Annotated in this window: 18 protein-coding genes and 4 tRNA genes; all 22 read right to left on the bottom strand. The window is 66.1% G+C overall.

The features are described from left to right. Nucleotides 1–69: 69 nt before the first annotated feature. The 22 genes from A8G15_RS05375 to A8G15_RS05270 all read right to left on the bottom strand — a co-directional run bounded on the left by A8G15_RS05375 (nucleotide 70) and on the right by A8G15_RS05270 (nucleotide 16,611). Entirely contained in the window at nucleotides 70–1,317 is a 1,248-nt protein-coding gene (locus tag A8G15_RS05375; RefSeq protein WP_068156223.1) for an MCE family protein, read from the bottom strand. Beyond that, complete coding sequence (locus A8G15_RS05370; protein WP_425415067.1) at nucleotides 1,314–2,642, bottom strand: MCE family protein; 1,329 nt, start codon at nucleotides 2,640–2,642, stop codon at nucleotides 1,314–1,316. Before A8G15_RS05370 ends, A8G15_RS05375 begins: the two co-directional genes overlap by 4 nt. Then, complete coding sequence (locus A8G15_RS05365; RefSeq protein WP_068156220.1) at nucleotides 2,639–3,904, bottom strand: MCE family protein; 1,266 nt, start codon at nucleotides 3,902–3,904, stop codon at nucleotides 2,639–2,641. The genes A8G15_RS05370 and A8G15_RS05365 overlap by 4 nt, the downstream gene beginning before the upstream one ends. Beyond that, nucleotides 3,904–4,902: an MCE family protein gene (locus A8G15_RS05360; protein ID WP_068156217.1), complete on the bottom strand. Its 999-nt coding sequence runs from the start codon at nucleotides 4,900–4,902 to the stop codon at nucleotides 3,904–3,906. Before A8G15_RS05360 ends, A8G15_RS05365 begins: the two co-directional genes overlap by 1 nt. Next, nucleotides 4,899–5,978: an MCE family protein gene (locus tag A8G15_RS05355; RefSeq protein ID WP_068156214.1), complete on the bottom strand. Its 1,080-nt coding sequence runs from the start codon at nucleotides 5,976–5,978 to the stop codon at nucleotides 4,899–4,901. The genes A8G15_RS05360 and A8G15_RS05355 overlap by 4 nt, the downstream gene beginning before the upstream one ends. Then, nucleotides 5,975–7,330, bottom strand: coding sequence for an MCE family protein (locus A8G15_RS05350; RefSeq protein ID WP_068156211.1), 1,356 nt, complete (start codon nucleotides 7,328–7,330; stop codon nucleotides 5,975–5,977). The genes A8G15_RS05355 and A8G15_RS05350 overlap by 4 nt, the downstream gene beginning before the upstream one ends. Next, on the bottom strand, nucleotides 7,327–8,187 hold the full coding sequence (locus A8G15_RS05345) for an MlaE family ABC transporter permease (protein WP_068156208.1): 861 nt from the start codon (nucleotides 8,185–8,187) through the stop codon (nucleotides 7,327–7,329). The genes A8G15_RS05350 and A8G15_RS05345 overlap by 4 nt, the downstream gene beginning before the upstream one ends. 4 nt (nucleotides 8,188–8,191) lie before the next feature. Beyond that, entirely contained in the window at nucleotides 8,192–8,986 is a 795-nt protein-coding gene (locus tag A8G15_RS05340; protein ID WP_068156205.1) for an MlaE family ABC transporter permease, read from the bottom strand. A gap of 8 nt (nucleotides 8,987–8,994) precedes the next feature. Continuing rightward, on the bottom strand, nucleotides 8,995–10,086 hold the full coding sequence (locus A8G15_RS05335; RefSeq protein WP_211270116.1) for an ABC transporter ATP-binding protein: 1,092 nt from the start codon (nucleotides 10,084–10,086) through the stop codon (nucleotides 8,995–8,997). Between the two features lie 341 nt (nucleotides 10,087–10,427). Next, nucleotides 10,428–10,814, bottom strand: coding sequence for a 50S ribosomal protein L7/L12 (gene rplL / locus A8G15_RS05330; protein ID WP_003937621.1), 387 nt, complete (start codon nucleotides 10,812–10,814; stop codon nucleotides 10,428–10,430). Nucleotides 10,815–10,922: 108 nt separating this feature from the next. Then, nucleotides 10,923–11,447 (bottom strand): 50S ribosomal protein L10, encoded by a 525-nt coding sequence (gene rplJ, locus A8G15_RS05325; protein WP_068156200.1) that lies wholly within the window; start codon nucleotides 11,445–11,447, stop codon nucleotides 10,923–10,925. Nucleotides 11,448–11,868: 421 nt separating this feature from the next. Then, on the bottom strand, nucleotides 11,869–12,585 hold the full coding sequence (gene rplA, locus A8G15_RS05320) for a 50S ribosomal protein L1 (protein ID WP_068156196.1): 717 nt from the start codon (nucleotides 12,583–12,585) through the stop codon (nucleotides 11,869–11,871). Between the two features lie 88 nt (nucleotides 12,586–12,673). After that, nucleotides 12,674–13,108, bottom strand: coding sequence for a 50S ribosomal protein L11 (gene rplK / locus A8G15_RS05315; RefSeq protein WP_068156194.1), 435 nt, complete (start codon nucleotides 13,106–13,108; stop codon nucleotides 12,674–12,676). An 80-nt stretch (nucleotides 13,109–13,188) separates the two neighbouring features. Continuing rightward, a complete protein-coding gene (gene nusG / locus A8G15_RS05310) occupies nucleotides 13,189–13,995 on the bottom strand; it encodes a transcription termination/antitermination protein NusG (protein ID WP_068156191.1) in 807 nt (268 codons plus the stop codon). Nucleotides 13,996–14,045: 50 nt separating this feature from the next. After that, nucleotides 14,046–14,468: a preprotein translocase subunit SecE gene (gene secE / locus A8G15_RS05305; RefSeq protein ID WP_068156188.1), complete on the bottom strand. Its 423-nt coding sequence runs from the start codon at nucleotides 14,466–14,468 to the stop codon at nucleotides 14,046–14,048. A 32-nt stretch (nucleotides 14,469–14,500) separates the two neighbouring features. Then, a tRNA-Trp gene (locus A8G15_RS05300) sits at nucleotides 14,501–14,573 on the bottom strand. 172 nt (nucleotides 14,574–14,745) lie between these two features. Further along, nucleotides 14,746–15,171: a (3R)-hydroxyacyl-ACP dehydratase subunit HadB gene (gene hadB / locus A8G15_RS05295; RefSeq protein ID WP_068156185.1), complete on the bottom strand. Its 426-nt coding sequence runs from the start codon at nucleotides 15,169–15,171 to the stop codon at nucleotides 14,746–14,748. After that, on the bottom strand, nucleotides 15,158–15,733 hold the full coding sequence (gene hadA / locus A8G15_RS05290; RefSeq protein ID WP_068156183.1) for a (3R)-hydroxyacyl-ACP dehydratase subunit HadA: 576 nt from the start codon (nucleotides 15,731–15,733) through the stop codon (nucleotides 15,158–15,160). The genes hadB and hadA overlap by 14 nt, the downstream gene beginning before the upstream one ends. 85 nt (nucleotides 15,734–15,818) lie before the next feature. Then, on the bottom strand, nucleotides 15,819–15,986 hold the full coding sequence (gene rpmG / locus A8G15_RS05285) for a 50S ribosomal protein L33 (RefSeq protein ID WP_068156180.1): 168 nt from the start codon (nucleotides 15,984–15,986) through the stop codon (nucleotides 15,819–15,821). Between the two features lie 58 nt (nucleotides 15,987–16,044). Further along, nucleotides 16,045–16,120, bottom strand: a tRNA-Met gene (locus A8G15_RS05280). A 52-nt stretch (nucleotides 16,121–16,172) separates the two neighbouring features. Then, a tRNA-Thr gene (locus A8G15_RS05275) sits at nucleotides 16,173–16,245 on the bottom strand. A 283-nt stretch (nucleotides 16,246–16,528) separates the two neighbouring features. Next, nucleotides 16,529–16,611, bottom strand: a tRNA-Tyr gene (locus tag A8G15_RS05270). Between the last annotated feature and the right edge of the window lie 66 nt (nucleotides 16,612–16,677).

Raw genomic sequence — 16,677 nt, 5'->3', positions numbered from 1 at the left:
CCGCACGAAAGCTGTCGCCGGCCGGTCGGGTTGTGGTCTCCTCGCTCACTCCAACAACCTACTCACTTCTCACTTCGGGGTGACTCCGAGCAACGGCGCCAGCTGCGTCGCGATCGGATTCAGGTTCAACTTGTCCGGATCCTTCTTCGGGATGAAGTCCCACGGCTGCAGCGTCAGCGGATCGGCGAACACGATCCGGTTGGCGCTGCGCACACCCGTGACACTGCCCTGCGGCACTTCGCAGGACGCGTTCGTGTTGAACGGGAAGTCCTGCTGCGTGTCGTCGAAATTCGGGTTCTGCCGGTGCATCTCGTCGAGGATCTCGTAGGTGCCCTCGTAGCCGATCGTGCAGGACGGCGGGTTGTTCACCTCGAGGACGATGCCCTGCCGGACCGCACCGTCGCCCGGCGCGACCGTTCCGGCACTGCCCGCCACCGCGGGCAGGAACGCCAGCAGCGGCTGCAACGCGATCGCCTGCGGCCCGAGCTTGTCGCCGAGCAGCGCGAGGTTCGTGAGATCCGTGGTCAACCCCGGACCGGTCTCCGCGACGAGCTGGGTCAGCTGGTCGCTGGCGGCCTGCCCCGTCTCGATGAGACGCCGGATGTCCGGGTCGCTCTCGCGCAGCTGCGCCGTGACCAGGTCCAGATCGGAACTGAACTGCTGGATCGCCGACGACTGCACCGACTGCGTGTTCAGCACGGGTTCGCTGTCCCGGACGAGGGTGACCGTCTGCGGCAGGTAGTCCACTCCGGCGGCACTGAGTTCGGCCAGCGAGTCGACGAGCACCTGCAGGTCGTCGCCTCGCCCGTCGAATGCGTCGCCGAGTTCCGTGATGACCGTGTGCAACGCGTCCACCGGGACCGAACGCACCAGATCGTTCGTGCTGACCAGCAGATCTTCGACGGGAATCGGCACCGCGGTGCGGTCCTGCTCGATGACCGACCCGTCCGTCAGGAACGGACCTTCGTCGGTGTCCGGCCGCAGGTCGACGTACTGCTCACCGATCGCAGACCGGTTCGCCACGACCGCCCGCGCCGATGCAGGAATGTCCGGGCCGCCGTTGTCGAGCTTCAGCTCGACGTTGATGCCGTCGGCCGTGAGCGACAGTTCACCGACGCGACCGACCGGGACACCGCGGTAGGTGACCTCCGCGTTCTTGAACACACCACCGGAGTTCGCGAACTGCGCATCGACCGTGTACTGGCCGAACCCGAGCAGGTTGTCCAGCCGCACGTACCGGGCGCCCACGAACAGCACCCCCACCAGCGCAATCGCGACGAACACCGCGAGCTGCGCCTTGACCAGACGTGATCTCATTCGCCACCCCCGAGTCCGAGCTGGTCCATCAGGCCCTCCAGCGGATTGGCCGGCGCGGTTCCGTCGCCACCGGCATCGGGGATGCCGGCCGGGATCTGCGGCAGGGACACGCCCTCCGGCAGGCCCGGCAGCGCGACCGTGTCGGGCAGCGTCGGTGCCGGCAGGATCGGCAACAGCGAGACCGTCGGCCACCCCGGGCGTGGACCGTTGCCGTCGTAGTACGGATTCGACGGATCGACCAGCGGCTTGGGATTGCCGAACTTGGGTTCCCGGTAGACCGGTTCACCCTGCCCGACGCCGAGCGCCGCGAGCGCATCCCCGATCTGCAGGTCGACCAGCAGGAACAGGTTCACCGAACTGCCCAGCGCGATCTTCTCGACCCCGTCGGGGAACGGGACGGTCGGAATGAACGGGAGTGCCTCGATCAGGTCGTCACCGGCGAACGCGAGCTGCTGCAAGGTGGGGCGGAGCGCCAGCAGGTCGGCGATCAGATCGTCCTTCGACCGGTCGAGGACGTCGGTTCCGACCGTTCCGAGCCGGTCCAGCTGCGTGAGCAGCGCGGTGAGCTGAGGCCGCTGCTGTTCGAGAACCTCCGTCGCGACCGGCAGGTCGTCGAGAATGCCTGCGATCCGATCGGTCTGGGCGGCGACGTTCGAGTTCAGCGTGTCCAGGCCGTCGAGTGCGCGGGTGATGTCGTACTTCTGCTGTTCGAGACCGGCGATCAGGGAATCCGCCTGTTCGAGCAGGCTGCGCGTGGTTCCCTCGCGGCCGTCGAACGCGGTCGACAGTTCCTTTACCACCGGGGCGAGCTGCCCGACCCCACCGCCGTTGAGCAGCAGCGACAGCGCGCCGAGAACCGGCTCGATCTCGGTGGCGGCGCGGGTCCGCTCCACGGGGATCGAATCACCGTCCGTCAGTCGCTGGACCGACGCGTCCGCCGGCGGAGAGCTCAACTGGATGAACTTCTCGCCGAGAATGCTGGTCTGTTCCACCTCGGCGAGCGCGTTCGCCGGCAGATCCACCGACGACTGCACGACGACGTCGACGTCCGCCGTCCAGCCGTCCGGGGCGACGGAGATCGACTCGACGCGGCCGACCGGAACGCCGTCCACCTTCACCGCGGACTGTGGCACCAGGTCCAGGACGTCGTCGAACGCGATGCTCAGGTGCATCGGATCGGTGCCGATGTCGGGTCCACCGGGCAACGGGACATCGGAGACGCCGCCGCAGCCGGACACGGTGACCGCCACGACGCACACGCCCGCGGCGAGGACACCTGCACGTTTCGGTACCACCGAGCGGATCCCCGGTTTCGAGTGCGTCACTGACCGCCCTCCTCTCCGCTGAGCTGCAGGCGCGGCGATTCGACACCCGGCACCGTTCCGGGAACGACCTGCTCCTGGATCGTGTCGCCGCTCAGGATTCCGAACGGCAGGATCAGATCCGGTGTCTTCTGCTGCGCGGTCACCTGCGCCATGATGTCGCCGCATCGATCGATGAGCGGCTGCATCTGCCGTCCGAGCTGCTCGAACCGCTCGTCGCCCGGCACCAGCCGGCCCAGGTCGATGAGCTTGCACACCGCGGCGTTCGGATCCTGCAGGTCGGTGAGCACGAGCCGCGACGACAACGCCCCGGCCTCCGCGTCGTACGAGTTGACCAGGTTGCTCATCGCCAGCGGCAGCAGGGTCAGCGAGTTGACCAGCGAATCCCGGCGGTCCGCGAGCGTCTGCGTGATCGGCACGAGCGCATCGACGTTGTCCTTGAGAATCGCCTGATTGTCCTGGACGAAGGTCGCGACGTCCCCGAGGGTCACCGACAGCTGGTTCAGCGCCTGACCGAGATCCTCCCGCTCACCGGCGAGGAATCCGGTGAGCTCGGAGAGCTGGCTGTTGAACTGCCGCACCTGCTCGTCGTTCACGGCGAGCGCGCTCACGAAGACCTGCAGGTTCTCGACGGTGCCGAACAGGTCGTCGCGGGAGGCGTTCAGGGTGCGCGACGCCGCGGACAGCTGGTCGATGCTGCGGCCGAGCGCGGCACCGTTGCCCGCGAGATTCTCCGCGCCGACCTCCACGAACTGCGAGAGCGCACCGTCCTTGTTCGCACCGCCGGGACCCAGGGCCCGGGAGAGCTCGTCGATGCTGGCGTACAGCTCGTCGACCTCGACGGGAGTGGCCGTGCGGTCGCGCGGAATCACGGCGCCGCTCTCCATCGTGTCGCCACCGGTGTAGGCGGGGGCGAGCTGCACGTAACGGTCGGCGACGACCGAGGGCGTGATCTGCGCGGCCCGCGCGTCGGCGGGGATGTCCACCCCGCGGCCGACCCGCATGCGGACCTCCACGAGCTCGCCCTGCGGCTCGACCGACACGACCTTGCCGACCTCGACGCCCAGCACCCGCACGTCGGATCCCTCGTAGATTCCGACGGACTTGTCGAAGTACGCGGTGATCTCGGTCGTGCCGACCCGTTCGTACGCGTACCAGCCGCCCGCGACGAGCCCCGCCACCAGCACCGCGACGAGGGCGACCAGCGCCGCCGTGCGCCCGTTCCGGCGGGTCCCGTTCCCGTTCCCGTTGTCGGCGTGCGCCATCAGTTACCCCCTTCCAGCGTGCGGCCCGGCTCGCGGTAGCCCGGAATCTCCGGCACACCCGGCGGGGTGAGATTCACGACGACCTGGTCGAACCAGCGACCGTTGCCGACGACGTTCGCGTACAGACGGACGAACGGTTCGTACAGCTCGAACGCGCGATCGAGGTTGTCGTTGTTGTCCTGCAGCACCTGCACGACACCGCGGAGCTGCTCGAGTGCGGGACCGAACTGGTCCTCGTTCTCCTGGACGAGTGCGCTCAGTTCCGTCGACATCCGTTTGGTGCCCTCGAACAGCTGCGAAATCGCCTGGCGCCGGTTGTTGAGCTCGGTGACCAGCAGCGCACCGTCGCTGATGATCCTGTTGAACTCGGCATTGCGGTCGGCGAGGATCTGCGAGGTCCGAGCGGTCGCGTCGAGAAGTTTCTTCAGCTCCTGGTCGCGGCTCGCGATCGTCTCCGACAGCCGGCTCACTCCGTCGAGCGCGGCCCGCACGTCGTCGGGGGTCTCCGAGAACGCGTCGGAGAGCGCACCGAACCCGGCGGCCAGCTGTTCGGAGTCGATGTCGCCGAGGGTGGTCGCGGCCGACGAGAACGCCTCGATCACGTCGTAGGGAGCCACCGTGCGGTCGAGCGGAATCGTGTCCGCCGGGTCGAGCACATCGGTTCCGCGCGGGTCCAGCGCGAGGTACTTCTGGCCGAGGATCGTCTTGATCTGGATCGACGCCGACGTGTCGTCGCCGATCCACGCGTCCCTGACCTTGAACTCGACGACGACCCGGTCGCCCTCCAGCTCGACTCCGGTCACCTGGCCGACCTTGACGCCGGCGATGCGCACCTCGTTGGTGGGCTTGAGACCGGCGGCCTCGCTGAACTCGGCGCGGTAGGTGGCGCCGGCCCCGATGATCGGCAGCGAATCCAGGAAGAAGGCCGACAGCGTCGCCAGCAGGATCACCAGGATGCCAAGCGCTCCGGCCGCTGCCGGACTGCGACGTGTACTCATCGTCCCTGCAACTCCTGCATCCCGTCCTGTGTGCACCGTTTCGCGGCGTTCGTGTAGATCGGCTGGTTCACCGTGGGCAACCCGGTCGGCAGATTCAGGTACGGAACCGAGCCCGGCCCGGCGATGACGTCGATGCCGCACAGGTAGAACTGGAACCACGAGCCGTAGCTCGCGACCCGGCCGAGCTTCTCGAGCTTGACCGGCAGCGTTTCGAGCACCTGGTCGAGCGCGTCGCTGTTGGCGTTCAGATTGCCCGCGAGCTCGTTCACCGCGGTGATCGACTGGGTGATCGCCGGGCGGGTCGGCTCGAGCACGTCGGCAACCGCATCCGTCAGCCCGGCGACGGACTGCACCGCGGAACCGACGGTGTCGCGATCCGCGGCGAGGCCACTGACCAGCGCCTGCGTGTTCACCAGGAGTGAGTCGAGCTCGTCGTCGCGCTCGTTGACCGTGGTGAGCACCGTGTTGAGGTTGTCGATCACCGCCCCGATCACCGCGTCCTTGTCGGCGATCGTGTTGGTCAACGACGCGGTGTTGCGCACCAGGTCGGCGACGGTACCCGATTCGCCCTGGAAGACCTGGACGATCTGGTACGACAGCTTGTTCACGTCGTCGGCGGACAGGGTCTGGAACAGCGGTCGGAAGCCGTTGAACAGCGTCGTGAGGTTCACGGCGGGCCTGGTCCGATCGAGCGGGATCGTCTCGCCCGGGTTCAGCTTCTCCCCCTGCGCGCCCTCGCCCTGGCCGAGCGCGATGTACCGCTGGCCGACGAGGTTGCGGTACCGGATCGTCGCGGTCGTCGACGCCGGCAGGTACTCGCGGTCCTCGACGGAGAACGTCACCTCGGCGTTGCGCTCGTCGACGATGGCGATCTTCTCGACCTGTCCGACCTGTACACCCGCGATGCGCACCTCGTCGCCCTCGTTGAGCGAGGTGACGTCGGAGAAGATCGCGTGGTACTTCTCGCCGCCGCCACCGCCGATGCTGGCGATGGTCGCGGCGAGCACTCCCGTCGCGAAGACCGTGACGACCGCGAAGACGATCAGCTTGACCAGCGGCGCTGTCAGTCCCCTCATTCGAAGCTCACCTCCGTTCCGCGCATTGCCGGCGCTCCCAGCCGGGTCGTCCACTGCGGCACGTCGCCGGGTTCGAGGCCCGTCGCGGCTCCGTAGATCGTGTCGAGCGTTTCCTGTTCGGCGGCCGAGCCCGTGTACGACACCGGCACGGTGCCGATGATCTGACCGACGTCGTCCGGAACCCCGGAACCTTCGGGGGCCGGGAAGAAGGGGATCGTCTCGGGACCGGGGTTGCGCGACGGCACCTGGTACGAACCGTCGTTGATCGAGCCGCCGGGGTACTGCGGGAACTTCCGGCCGGGCGCGGTGACGTTGTCGTAGCAGGCAGGTCCGCGATCGTCGAGCAGCCGCGGCTCGTCCTGGTTGGGCAGGTACCGGCCCTTCGGATTCGTGAACTGGATGTTGGCGCGCACGCCGGGGAAGGGGTCGTCCGCGGCGAGTACACCCGCGGCGGCGGGCGCCGCGTCGGCGAAGCCCTTCAGCATGCACGGGAACGACGGCGAGTACCGGGCCAGGAGCTGCAACGCCTCCTTCGAGTTCGCGGAGATGCTGATGATCGAGGCGGCGTTGGTCTCGAGCAGACCCGCGGTGGCCGACGTCGCATCGGTCGCGGACACCAGGAGGGTAGCGATCTGGTTCTGCTTCTCGACCACGGTGTTGCCGGTGGTCCGCAGGTTGTTCAGCGCGTTCACCAGGTCCGGCGCCGCCTCTGCGTAGGTCTGGGAGAAGTCGGCGAGACCGCGCAGGTCCTCCTGCAGGGTCGGCAGTTCGGTCCCGACCTCACGGAAGATCTGCTCGAGGTGATCGACGGTCCGGCCGAGAGTTTCACCGCGACCGCTCAGGCCCTGCGCGAGGGCACCGAGCGTGCTGGCGAGATCCTCCGGCGGAATGGCCTGCAGAAGCGGGAGGAGCCCGTCGAGAACCTCACCGAGCTCGACCGTCTGTTCGCTGGTGTCCTGGACCAGGATGTCGCCGCTGGCGAGCGGGCGAGCGGGGTCGTCGGGCAGCAGCAGCGAGACGTAGCGCTCGCCGAACAGCGTCTTCGGCAGCAGCTGGGCCGTCGCGTTGGCCGGGATCAGCTCGGCCTTGTCCGGGTCGATCGCCAGGTGCGCGGTGACCTCGCCGTTCTCGACCGACGTCGAGCGCACCTCGCCGACGATCATGCCGCGGACCTTGACGTCGGCGTTGTGCGGCAACGCGTTGCCGACGCTGTCGGTCACCAGGTCGACGTCGACGACCTTCTTGAAGGACTTGTTGTACATCGCGATGGTTCCGCCGAGAAACAGGATCAGGACCAGGAAGAACACCAGTCCCAGCACGCGCCGGCGGAGCACCGAGGGTGTCTCGATCATCCGGCCACCCGCACTGTCGTCGTCGTGCCCCAGATCGCGAGGCTCAGGAAGAAGTCGAGTACGGCGATGGTGACGATGGCGGTGCGGACCGCCCGGCCCACCGCGACACCCACACCCGCCGGTCCCCCGCTGGCATGGAAGCCGTAGTAGCAGTGGATGAGGATCAGCACGAACGCGAAGATCAGCACTTTCGCGAACGAATAGAGCACGTCCTCGGGTGGTAGGAACAGATAGAAATAATGGTCGTACGAACCGGACGACTGACCGTTGAACAACGTGCTGATCACCCGTGTCGCGAGGTATGCGGCGAGCAGGCCGATGATGTACAGCGGGATGACGGCGACGAAGCCGGCGATCATCCGGGAGGTGACCAGGAACGGCACCGACGGCACCGCCATCACTTCGAGCGCATCGATCTCCTCGCTGATCCGCATGGCCCCGAGCTGCGCGGTGAAACCACAACCGACGGTCGCGGACAACGCGAGCGCCGCCACGATCGGCGCGATCTCGCGGGTGTTGACGTACGCGGACAGGAAGCCGGTCAGCACGGACGACCCGAGCTGCTCGAGCGCCGCGTAACCCTGCAGGCCGACGACGACACCGGTGAACCCGGACATCATCGCGATGACACCGATGGTGCCGCCGATGACGGCGAGCGCACCGCTACCGAAGGTGACCTCGGCGAGGAGCCGGAGCACCTCCTTGCGGTAATGCACGACCGTCTTCGGAGTCCACGCAACCGCCCGCGCGTAGAACGACATCTGGTCGCCCGCGCGATCCAGGACGTTCAGGGGTGCGCGCAGCACCTTCCTGCCGCGGAGCAGGAAGAGATCTCCGCGGCCCTTGGCAATCGTCATCGGCTCAGGATCCCTTCGCAGGCACGATCTGCAGGTACACCATCGTCAGGATCAGGTTCGCGAAGAACAACAGCAGAAACGTGATGACGACGGTTTGATTGACGGCTTCGCCGACCCCCTTCGGTCCGGGGCCGGGGTGCAGACCCTTGTAGGCGGCGATGACTCCGGCGATGAGACCGAAAACCGCCGCCTTGAGTTCCGCGACGTACAGGTCCGGCAACTGGGCGAGAGCCGAGAACGAGGCCAGGTAGGCGCCCGGGGTTCCGCCCTGCAGGATCACGTTGAAGAAGTAGCCACCGGCGATGCCGACCACCGAGACGAGCCCGTTGAGCAGCACTGCGACGAGGATCATCGCCAGGACACGCGGAACGACGAGTCGCTGGACCGGATCGATGCCCAGGACCCTCATGGCGTCGATCTCCTCGCGGATCGTCCGCGAGCCGAGGTCCGCCGTGACGGCGGACCCGGCTGCGCCGGCGATCAGCAGGGCGGTCACGATCGGACTGCCCTGCTGGATCACCGCGAGCACGCTGGCGGCACCGGTGAACGACTCGGCGCCCAGCTGTTTGATCAGCGATCCGGTCTGGAGGGACACGACGGCCCCGAACGGGATGGCGACCAGAGCGGTCGGCAGGATCGTGACGCTCGCGATGAACCACGCCTGCTCGATGAACTCCCGGAACTGGAACGGGCGGCGGAACGTGTTCCGCACGACGTCGACGAACAGTTCGACGATGTTCCCGGCTTGAGTGAGTGCACCGTGTACCGGACGCACGAGCGAACTGTTACCGACCCCCATCTGGTCTCCTACTTCTGGCCGTACTGCTGATCGAATTCCTCGCGATAGACGGGGATCACCTGCGTGTCGTCCTCACGGACGTCGTATCCCGCCGGCACCGCGGCCGCGACGTGCGCGGCCTCTTCCTGGTCGTAGCTCTGGAGGATGGCGGTCTGCGCGCTCTCCGGCAGGGTGTGCAGGATCTGCCGCACCCGCTCGTGCCGGCGTCCGACGGCCTGCCGCTCGGGCATCCCCGGGGTGGCCTGCATCTGCGGGACGATGCCCTCGACATCGTCCACGCCGCCGGCATGGTGCCCGGCGTCGACGAGCGCCTGCTCGTGCGCCATCTGGGCTTCGTCCTTCTCCTCCGACATACCGATCGGACCGATCATCGTGCCGTTGAGGAACTGCTTGACCACCGGCTCGTCCGAGGTGAGCAGCACCTCGCGCGGCCCGAACATCACCAGCTCGCGACGGAACAGCATGCCGATGTTGTCGGGCACCGTGCGCGCCAGGTTGATGTTGTGGGACACGATCAGGATGGTCGCGTCGATCTCGGCGTTGATGTCGATCAATGTCTGCGAGATGTAGGTGGTGCGCACCGGGTCCAGACCGGAGTCCGGCTCGTCCACCAGGATGATCTGCGGATCGAGCACCAGCGCCCGCGCCAGGCCGGCACGCTTGCGCATACCGCCGGAGATCTCGCCGGGCAGCTTGTCCTCGGCCCCGAGCAGACCGACCAGCTCGAGCTTGTCCATCACGATCTTGCGGATGTCGGACTCGGACTTCTTGGTGTGCTCACGCAGCGGGAACGCCACGTTGTCGTACAGATTCATCGATCCGAACAGCGCGCCGTCCTGGAACAGGACACCGAACAGCTTGCGGATCTCGTAGAGCTCCTTGCTCGAACACTGCAGGATGTCCGTGCCGTCGATGACGATCGATCCCTGCTCCGGGCGGAGCAGACCGATCAGCGATTTCAGGAACACCGACTTACCCGTACCGGAGGGGCCCAGCAGCGCGCTGACCTCACCCGCGGGGAGCGTCAACGTGACGTCCTGCCAGATCCTCTGTGAGCCGAACGACTTCGTGAGCCCCTCGACCGCTACCTCAACTCCCACCGTTACCTCCACACCTCTCCGACACCGGTCCCACCTGTGGGTTGGGTCACTCTATCGCACCGGAGTGGTACCCGTGACACGGAATCCTACCCAAGAGTAAGAAAGGAGGTCAATGCGGGCAACATACCCTGACTTATGCCAGTGACCTGCACTGATACGACGCATGCGACCCTGTCGTCGACAACATATCGCCACTCGTTCGATTCCCGCAGCCCAACCGGCCGGACGGGGTGGAGACACGAAAAAAGGGGCCGCTTTCCGCGGACCTCACGGTCCACGGAAAGCGGCCCCTTCACACTCGAACGCCGGTCACCCGGCGAGCAGCGCAGGAACAGCCGTCATTACTTGACGGTGACCTTGGCGCCGGCCTCCTCGAGCTTCGCCTTGGCGGCGTCGGCAGCGTCCTTGGCGACCTTCTCCAGGATCGGCTTCGGAGCACCCTCGACGAGGTCCTTGGCTTCCTTCAGGCCCAGGCCGGAAACGATCTCGCGGACGACCTTGATGACCTGGATCTTCTTGTCGCCGGCACCCTCGAGGATGACGTCGAACTCGTCCTGCTCGGACTCGGCCTCGGCAGCGGCGGCCGGAGCGCCGGCAGCGGCAACGGCGACCGGAGCAGCAGCGGTGACCTCGAAGGTCTCCTCGAATGCCTTCACGAACTCCGAGAGCTCGAGCAGGGTCAGTTCCTTGAACGCGTCGAGCAGCTCTTCGGTGGTGAGCTTCGCCATGATGGCGGTCCTTCCTGTAAGTCCCTCGTCGCTGATCCGCGACCGTGGGATGGTGCGCGCCGGGGCGCGCGTGGATGTGTCAGTGATTCGCGGTGATGCGGATCAGCTTCAGGCGGCCTCTTCGGCCTTCTTCTCCTGCAGGGCGGCCGCCAGGCGAGCCACCTGCGAAGCAGGAGCGTTGAACAGGCCTGCGGCCTTTGCCAGGTTGCCCTTCATCGCGCCGGCGAGCTTGGCCAACAGCACCTCGCGGGACTCGAGGTCCGCGATCTTGTTGACCTCGTCCACGGACAGCACAGCGCCGTCCATGTACCCGCCCTTGACGACGAGTGCCTTGTTGTCCTTCGCGAAGGCCTTCAGAGCCTTCGCGGCGTCGACGGGCTCACCCGCGATGAACGCGATCGCGGTGGGTCCGACGAACAGATCGTCAAGGCCCTCGACGCCTGCCTCAGCGGCAGCACGCTTGACGAGGGTGTTCTTGGCGACGGAGTAGGTGGCACCCTCTCCGAGAGCGCGTCGCAGCTGGGTAAGACTTCCGACCGACAGACCGCGGTACTCCGTGATCACAGCGGCCGTCGAGTTCTTGAACTGCTCGGTGATCTCCGCGACCGCGGAAACCTTCTCGGGCTTTGCCATACTTCGCCTCCTCTCAGTAACAGTCGTTTTCCCGTCCGTCCCGTGCGGGACGTCCCACTTACGAAAACCGCACGGGCCTGGAAACGACGAACGCCCCGGGCGCAGGGCACACGGGGCGTACAGGAGAAAGCTCACATCCACTGCGCGTTTCCGCGCGAAATGTTCACATCTCCCCTACCTCGTCCTCCTGCGTGGGCCGCCGGATGATTTCCGGACCTTCAACCGAATCCGCACGCGGACCCGGTGACCAACGGTCTTGGGTAGAACATGATCGGGGTGAGATCGACACAATGCCGAACTACGCCGGAAACAGTACCGGACAGAGCCGCGCAAATGCAAAACGGGCCCGAAAACACCGAACGGCCGGCCCGGACCCGAGGTCCGCGCCGGCCGTCGTGCTGCTACGAGCGTGTCGCCGACCTTACTGGTCGGCATCCTCGAGGAGGTTACGCGTACGCGCCGGATCCACCGGGATGCCCGGTCCGGAGGTCGTCGCGATCGTGACCTTCTTGAGGTAGCGGCCCTTCGCGGAGGACGGCTTGGCACGCAGGATCTCGTCCAGCGCAGCCGCGTAGTTCTCCACCAGCTTGGCGTCGTCGAACGAAGCCTTGCCGATCACGAAGTGCAGGTTCGCATTCTTGTCGACGCGGAAGTTGATCTTGCCGCCCTTGATGTCGGTGACAGCCTTCGCGACATCGGGGGTGACCGTGCCGGTCTTCGGGTTCGGCATCAGGCCACGCGGGCCGAGGACACGCGCGATGCGGCCGACCTTGGCCATCTGGTCCGGGGTGGCGATCGCGGCGTCGAAGTCGAGCCAGCCGCCCTGGATCCGCTCGATCAGGTCCTCGGCGCCGACGACATCGGCACCGGCGGCCTCGGCCTCGGCGGCCTTCTCGCCGACCGCGAACACGATGACGCGGGCGGTCTTACCCGTGCCGTGCGGCAGGTTGACCGTGCCGCGGACCATCTGGTCCGCCTTGCGGGGATCCACACCGAGGCGCATCGCGACCTCGACGGTGGCGTCGTAGTTCTTCGACGACGTGTCCTTGGCCAGCTTCGCAGCCGCGAGCGGGCTGTAGAGGGCCGAGGCGTCGATCTTCTCAGCGGCGGCGAGGTACGCCTTGCTGCGCTTTGCCATGTTCTGTCCTAACTTCTCACCGTACGGTGAATGGTTCGGTCGTGGTTGCGGGCCTGGCAGGCCCTCCCACGGGTTCCTGCTGTGGGCGTCAGCCCTCGACCGTGATGCCCATCGAGCGCGCGGTGCCGGCGATGATCTTCGCGGCGGCCTCGACGTCGTTGGCGTTCAGGTCTTCCTGCTTGGTCTTGGCGATCTCGCGCACCTGGTCCATGGTGACCTTGGCGACCTTGGTCTTGTGCGGCTCGCCGGAGCCCTTCTGAACACCCGCGGCCTTGAGCAGCAGCTTCGCCGCCGGCGGGGTCTTCAGCTTGAAGTCGAACGTACGGTCCTCGTAGACCGTGATCTCGACCGGCACGACGTTGCCGCGCTGCGACTCGGTCGCGGCGTTGTAGGCCTTGCAGAACTCCATGATGTTGACGCCGTGCTGACCCAGCGCGGGACCGACCGGCGGCGCCGGGTTGGCCTGACCTGCCTGGATCTGGAGCTTGATGAGCCCGGCAATCTTCTTCTTCTTCGGGGGCATCTCTATTCCTAGTTTCTTGCTCGGTGTGGTTCTTGCGTACTGCTACTGCAAGTTTGGGAGGGGTCGGTCCCCGGAGCCGATCAGATCTTGGAGACCTGGTTGAACGACAGCTCCACGGGGGTCTCGCGACCGAAGATCGACACCAGGACCTTGAGCTTCTGCTGCTCGGCGTTGACCTCGCTGATCGATGCGGGCAGCGTCGCGAACGGTCCGTCCATCACGGTCACGGATTCGCCGACCTCGAAGTCCACCTCGATCGTGGGCTTGGCGGCGGCCACGGTGGCCTCACCGGTCGCCGCGGCACCGGCAGCCGGCTTCTTCTTCGACTGCTGCGGCAGCAGGAACTTGACGACCTCCTTGATCGTCAGCGGCGACGGACGCGAGGTCGCGCCGACGAAGCCGGTGACGCCGGGGGTGTTGCGCACCGCGCCCCACGACTCGTCGTTCAGTTCCATGCGGACGAGGATGTAACCGGGCAGCACCTTGCGATTGACCTGCTTGCGCTGGCCGTTCTTGATCTCGGTGACCTCTTCGGTGGGGACCTCGACCTGGAAGATGTACTCGGCGAGGTCCAGGTTCTGGACGCGGGTCTCCAGGTTGGCCTTCACCTTGTTCTCGTAGCCCGCGTACGAGTGCACGACGTACCAGTCGCCGGGCTCCAGGCGCAGCTGCTTCTCGAGCGCCTCGGCCGGATCGACCTCTGCCTCCGCCTCGACAGGCTCCGCCTCGGCGGTCTCGGACTCGACCGGAGCGTCCTCGACGGTCTCGGTGCCCGCCTCTGCCGACTCCCCGGCCGCTTCCGCGGTCGCGGCGTCGTCGACAAAGACCTCGTCCGAAACGCTCTCCTCGGCCGAAGGCTCGTATGAGTCGTTCTCGGGGGTGCTCACCGGGGCACTTTCCTCTCGTCGATCACAAATTCGCCGGCACGCGTACGTGCCTAGCCGAACAACCAGCTGACGCCCTTCACGAACGCCAGATCAATTCCGAAGATGAATGCGGTCATGACCGCCACAAAGACGACGACGACCGTCGTGTAGGTGACGAGCTGCTTGCGGTTGGGCCAGATGACCTTGCGCAGCTCGGCGATGACCTCGCGGAAGAAGCGTCGCAGACGCTTGAAGATGTTCTCGGGCTTCTTCGCTCCGGACTTTCCCGCGGACGGCTTCGTCGCGACCGCGGATGCCGACCGTCCCGACCCGGCCTCGCTCGGGGATTCGGGGGAACGTCGACCGGAACGCTTGCCACTCGGCCGGGTGACCGAAGAGGAAACATCGGGGGTTGCGTCGGTTGCAGTCCGGCCGTCGCGGGGACCCGGGGTCCCTGCGGTGTCGCCGTCGCGCGTACCGCGCTCCTCGCTCACATCGTTCCTCTCGGTCGCTGGCCGTCCGGGTGCAGGGGCGACAGGACTTGAACCTGCAACCTGCGGTTTTGGAGACCGCTGCTCTGCCAGTTGAGCTACGCCCCTTTGGCCGACCTCGCCGGAATCCGGCGTCTTCCGTCGACCCATCCGTGACCACATGACACGCGCGCTACCCAGTCGGTCTGAACAAGCACCGAAGAGCAGCGCGCTGCGCTATGCGATCCCAGAAGCCTTAGTGTACTTCATAGCCCCGGAACAAACCCAATCCGTCCGGCACTCAGGCCAGTCGGATCGTTGCGGTGGCCCGTCCGAAGATCTTACGCCCCTCGGACTTGGCCACGATCGCGACCACTGCTGTCTTGCTGGTCTCGTCCACCGATTTGATCTTGCCGGTGAACTCCACCTCGGCGGCCTTGTCGGCCTCCACGTATACAGGGCTGGTGAAACGGACGTTGTATTCCGTCACCGCACCCGGGTCCCCGAGCCACTCCGTCACGAAGCCGGCCGCGATGCCCATCGAGAGCATGCCGTGACCGACGACGCCGCGCAACCCGGCGAGTTCTGCAACCTTGTCGCTCCAGTGGATCGGATTGGGATCACCCGACACACCCGCGTAGTTGACGAGGTTGCCCCGGGTCAGCGTGACGACCCGCGTGGGCAGCTCGTCTCCGACCGAAACGTCCTCGAACCTACGAAGCGACATGCATCATCACATCCTTGACCGCGTGGGCGATGTTCGCGTCCACCTCGCCGCCGGTCCGTCCGACCAGCGTCGTCCACGTGGTCAGCACGAGGTTGTCGTGCTGGTCCGTGATGATGTTCTTGGTGGTGATGATGTCGCTGCCGGCAGCCTGACGGAAATCGTCGAGGTACACGTCGCAGAACAGTCGATCACCGACCTGGATCGGGCGATGGAACACGATCCGCTGATCGGTCTGCATGATCTGGCTCAGGTCGTATCCGACGATGATCTCGTCGAACATCTTGCGCTGGGCGATCATGCCGATGATCGAGACGAAGGTCAGCGGCGCGATCAGGCCGTCGTAACCGAGGCCCTTGGCTGCTTCCTCGTCGTGATGAGCCGGATGGGGATCCAGCACGGCGCGTGCATACTCGCGCACCTTCTCCCGGCCGACTTCGTAGAAGTCCTCGACCCGGTAATGGTGCCCGACCATGGACGCTGCGTGGGCTGCGACGTCGAACGGGATCCCGGCCTGTTCGGTCACGTCCACGATGTTCTCTTCACTCACCAATGTGTCCGTCATACGGAAAACCCCCCGCAAATCCACCCGGACGTCTGTGACGTGGGCGGTTCTGCGGAGAGCTCACGCGTCGACGTCGACCTGTTGACTACTTCGACTCGCGGTGTGCCTGGTGGCTGCCGCAGTTCGGGCAGAACTTCTTCAGTTCCAGCCGGTCGGGGTCGTTACGACGGTTCTTCTTGGTGATGTAGTTGCGGTGCTTGCACACCTCGCAGGCCAGGGTGATCTTCGGCCGAACGTCGGTTGAGGAGGCCACGGGATGCCTTCTTTCGCGTAAATCTGATCTGCTGTAGATCAGGTGGTTCATTCAACTTTGGTAGCGATGGCCGGACTTGAACCGGCGACACAACGATTATGAGTCGTTTGCTCTACCAACTGAGCTACACCGCCTCGGTGTCGAGTGCCGTACGAGCAAACCATTCGGCGGCACCACAATCCAGCGAGCCCCCTGACGGAATCGAACCGTCGACCTTTTCCTTACCATGGAAACGCTCTGCCGACTGAGCTAAGGGGGCGTGGCCGCCGTTCGCATCTCTGCTCCCTGCGGCCTCCAAAAGATTACACACACTCGCCCGCAGTACAAAATCAGCAGGTCAGAGCGCATAAATCGGACAATCGCAGGGTTCTCGGCGCGACCGGCGCCGAACTGCCGGCCCCACCCGCGGCGCCGGCCCCTCCCCCCGGTTTCCGGCGCGCTGCAACCTGCTGTGCCACGCGCCGCAGATCCGGCTCCGAAACGGGAGAACGGCCCCCGAAATGCAGAACGGCCCCGATCCGTGAAGATCGGGGCCGTTCCGGTGGCAGGTGTAGGATTCGAACCTACGTAGGCGTAAGCCGACGGATTTACAGTCCGCTCCCATTGGCCGCTCGGGCAACCTGCCTGGTGTGCGATCCGGGACCGTGTCCCTGACGCGTTGGAAGAATACAACGCACACCCCCCTGGAATG

Origin of the sequence: Rhodococcus phenolicus (assembly GCF_001646785.1) — a bacterium.
Taxonomy (GTDB): domain Bacteria; phylum Actinomycetota; class Actinomycetes; order Mycobacteriales; family Mycobacteriaceae; genus Rhodococcus; species Rhodococcus phenolicus.
The sequence above is the reverse complement of the archived record's forward strand: the minus strand, read 5'-3'. Positions and strand labels throughout refer to the sequence as shown.

Bases quoted from the DNA above. Each gene is read 5' to 3' on its own strand.
- A8G15_RS05375 (WP_068156223.1), bottom strand. From the start codon at position 1,317: ATGAGATCACGTCTGGTCAAGGCGCAGCTCGCGGTGTTCGTCGCGATT.
- A8G15_RS05365 (WP_068156220.1), bottom strand. From the start codon at position 3,904: ATGGCGCACGCCGACAACGGGAACGGGAACGGGACCCGCCGGAACGGG.
- A8G15_RS05360 (WP_068156217.1), bottom strand. From the start codon at position 4,902: ATGAGTACACGTCGCAGTCCGGCAGCGGCCGGAGCGCTTGGCATCCTG.
- A8G15_RS05355 (WP_068156214.1), bottom strand. From the start codon at position 5,978: ATGAGGGGACTGACAGCGCCGCTGGTCAAGCTGATCGTCTTCGCGGTC.
- A8G15_RS05350 (WP_068156211.1), bottom strand. From the start codon at position 7,330: ATGATCGAGACACCCTCGGTGCTCCGCCGGCGCGTGCTGGGACTGGTG.
- A8G15_RS05345 (WP_068156208.1), bottom strand. From the start codon at position 8,187: ATGACGATTGCCAAGGGCCGCGGAGATCTCTTCCTGCTCCGCGGCAGG.
- A8G15_RS05340 (WP_068156205.1), bottom strand. From the start codon at position 8,986: ATGGGGGTCGGTAACAGTTCGCTCGTGCGTCCGGTACACGGTGCACTC.
- rplL (WP_003937621.1), bottom strand. From the start codon at position 10,814: ATGGCGAAGCTCACCACCGAAGAGCTGCTCGACGCGTTCAAGGAACTG.
- rplJ (WP_068156200.1), bottom strand. From the start codon at position 11,447: ATGGCAAAGCCCGAGAAGGTTTCCGCGGTCGCGGAGATCACCGAGCAG.
- rplA (WP_068156196.1), bottom strand. From the start codon at position 12,585: ATGGCAAAGCGCAGCAAGGCGTACCTCGCCGCCGCTGAGAAGATCGAC.
- rplK (WP_068156194.1), bottom strand. From the start codon at position 13,108: ATGCCCCCGAAGAAGAAGAAGATTGCCGGGCTCATCAAGCTCCAGATC.
- hadB (WP_068156185.1), bottom strand. From the start codon at position 15,171: ATGTCGCTTCGTAGGTTCGAGGACGTTTCGGTCGGAGACGAGCTGCCC.
- hadA (WP_068156183.1), bottom strand. From the start codon at position 15,733: ATGACGGACACATTGGTGAGTGAAGAGAACATCGTGGACGTGACCGAA.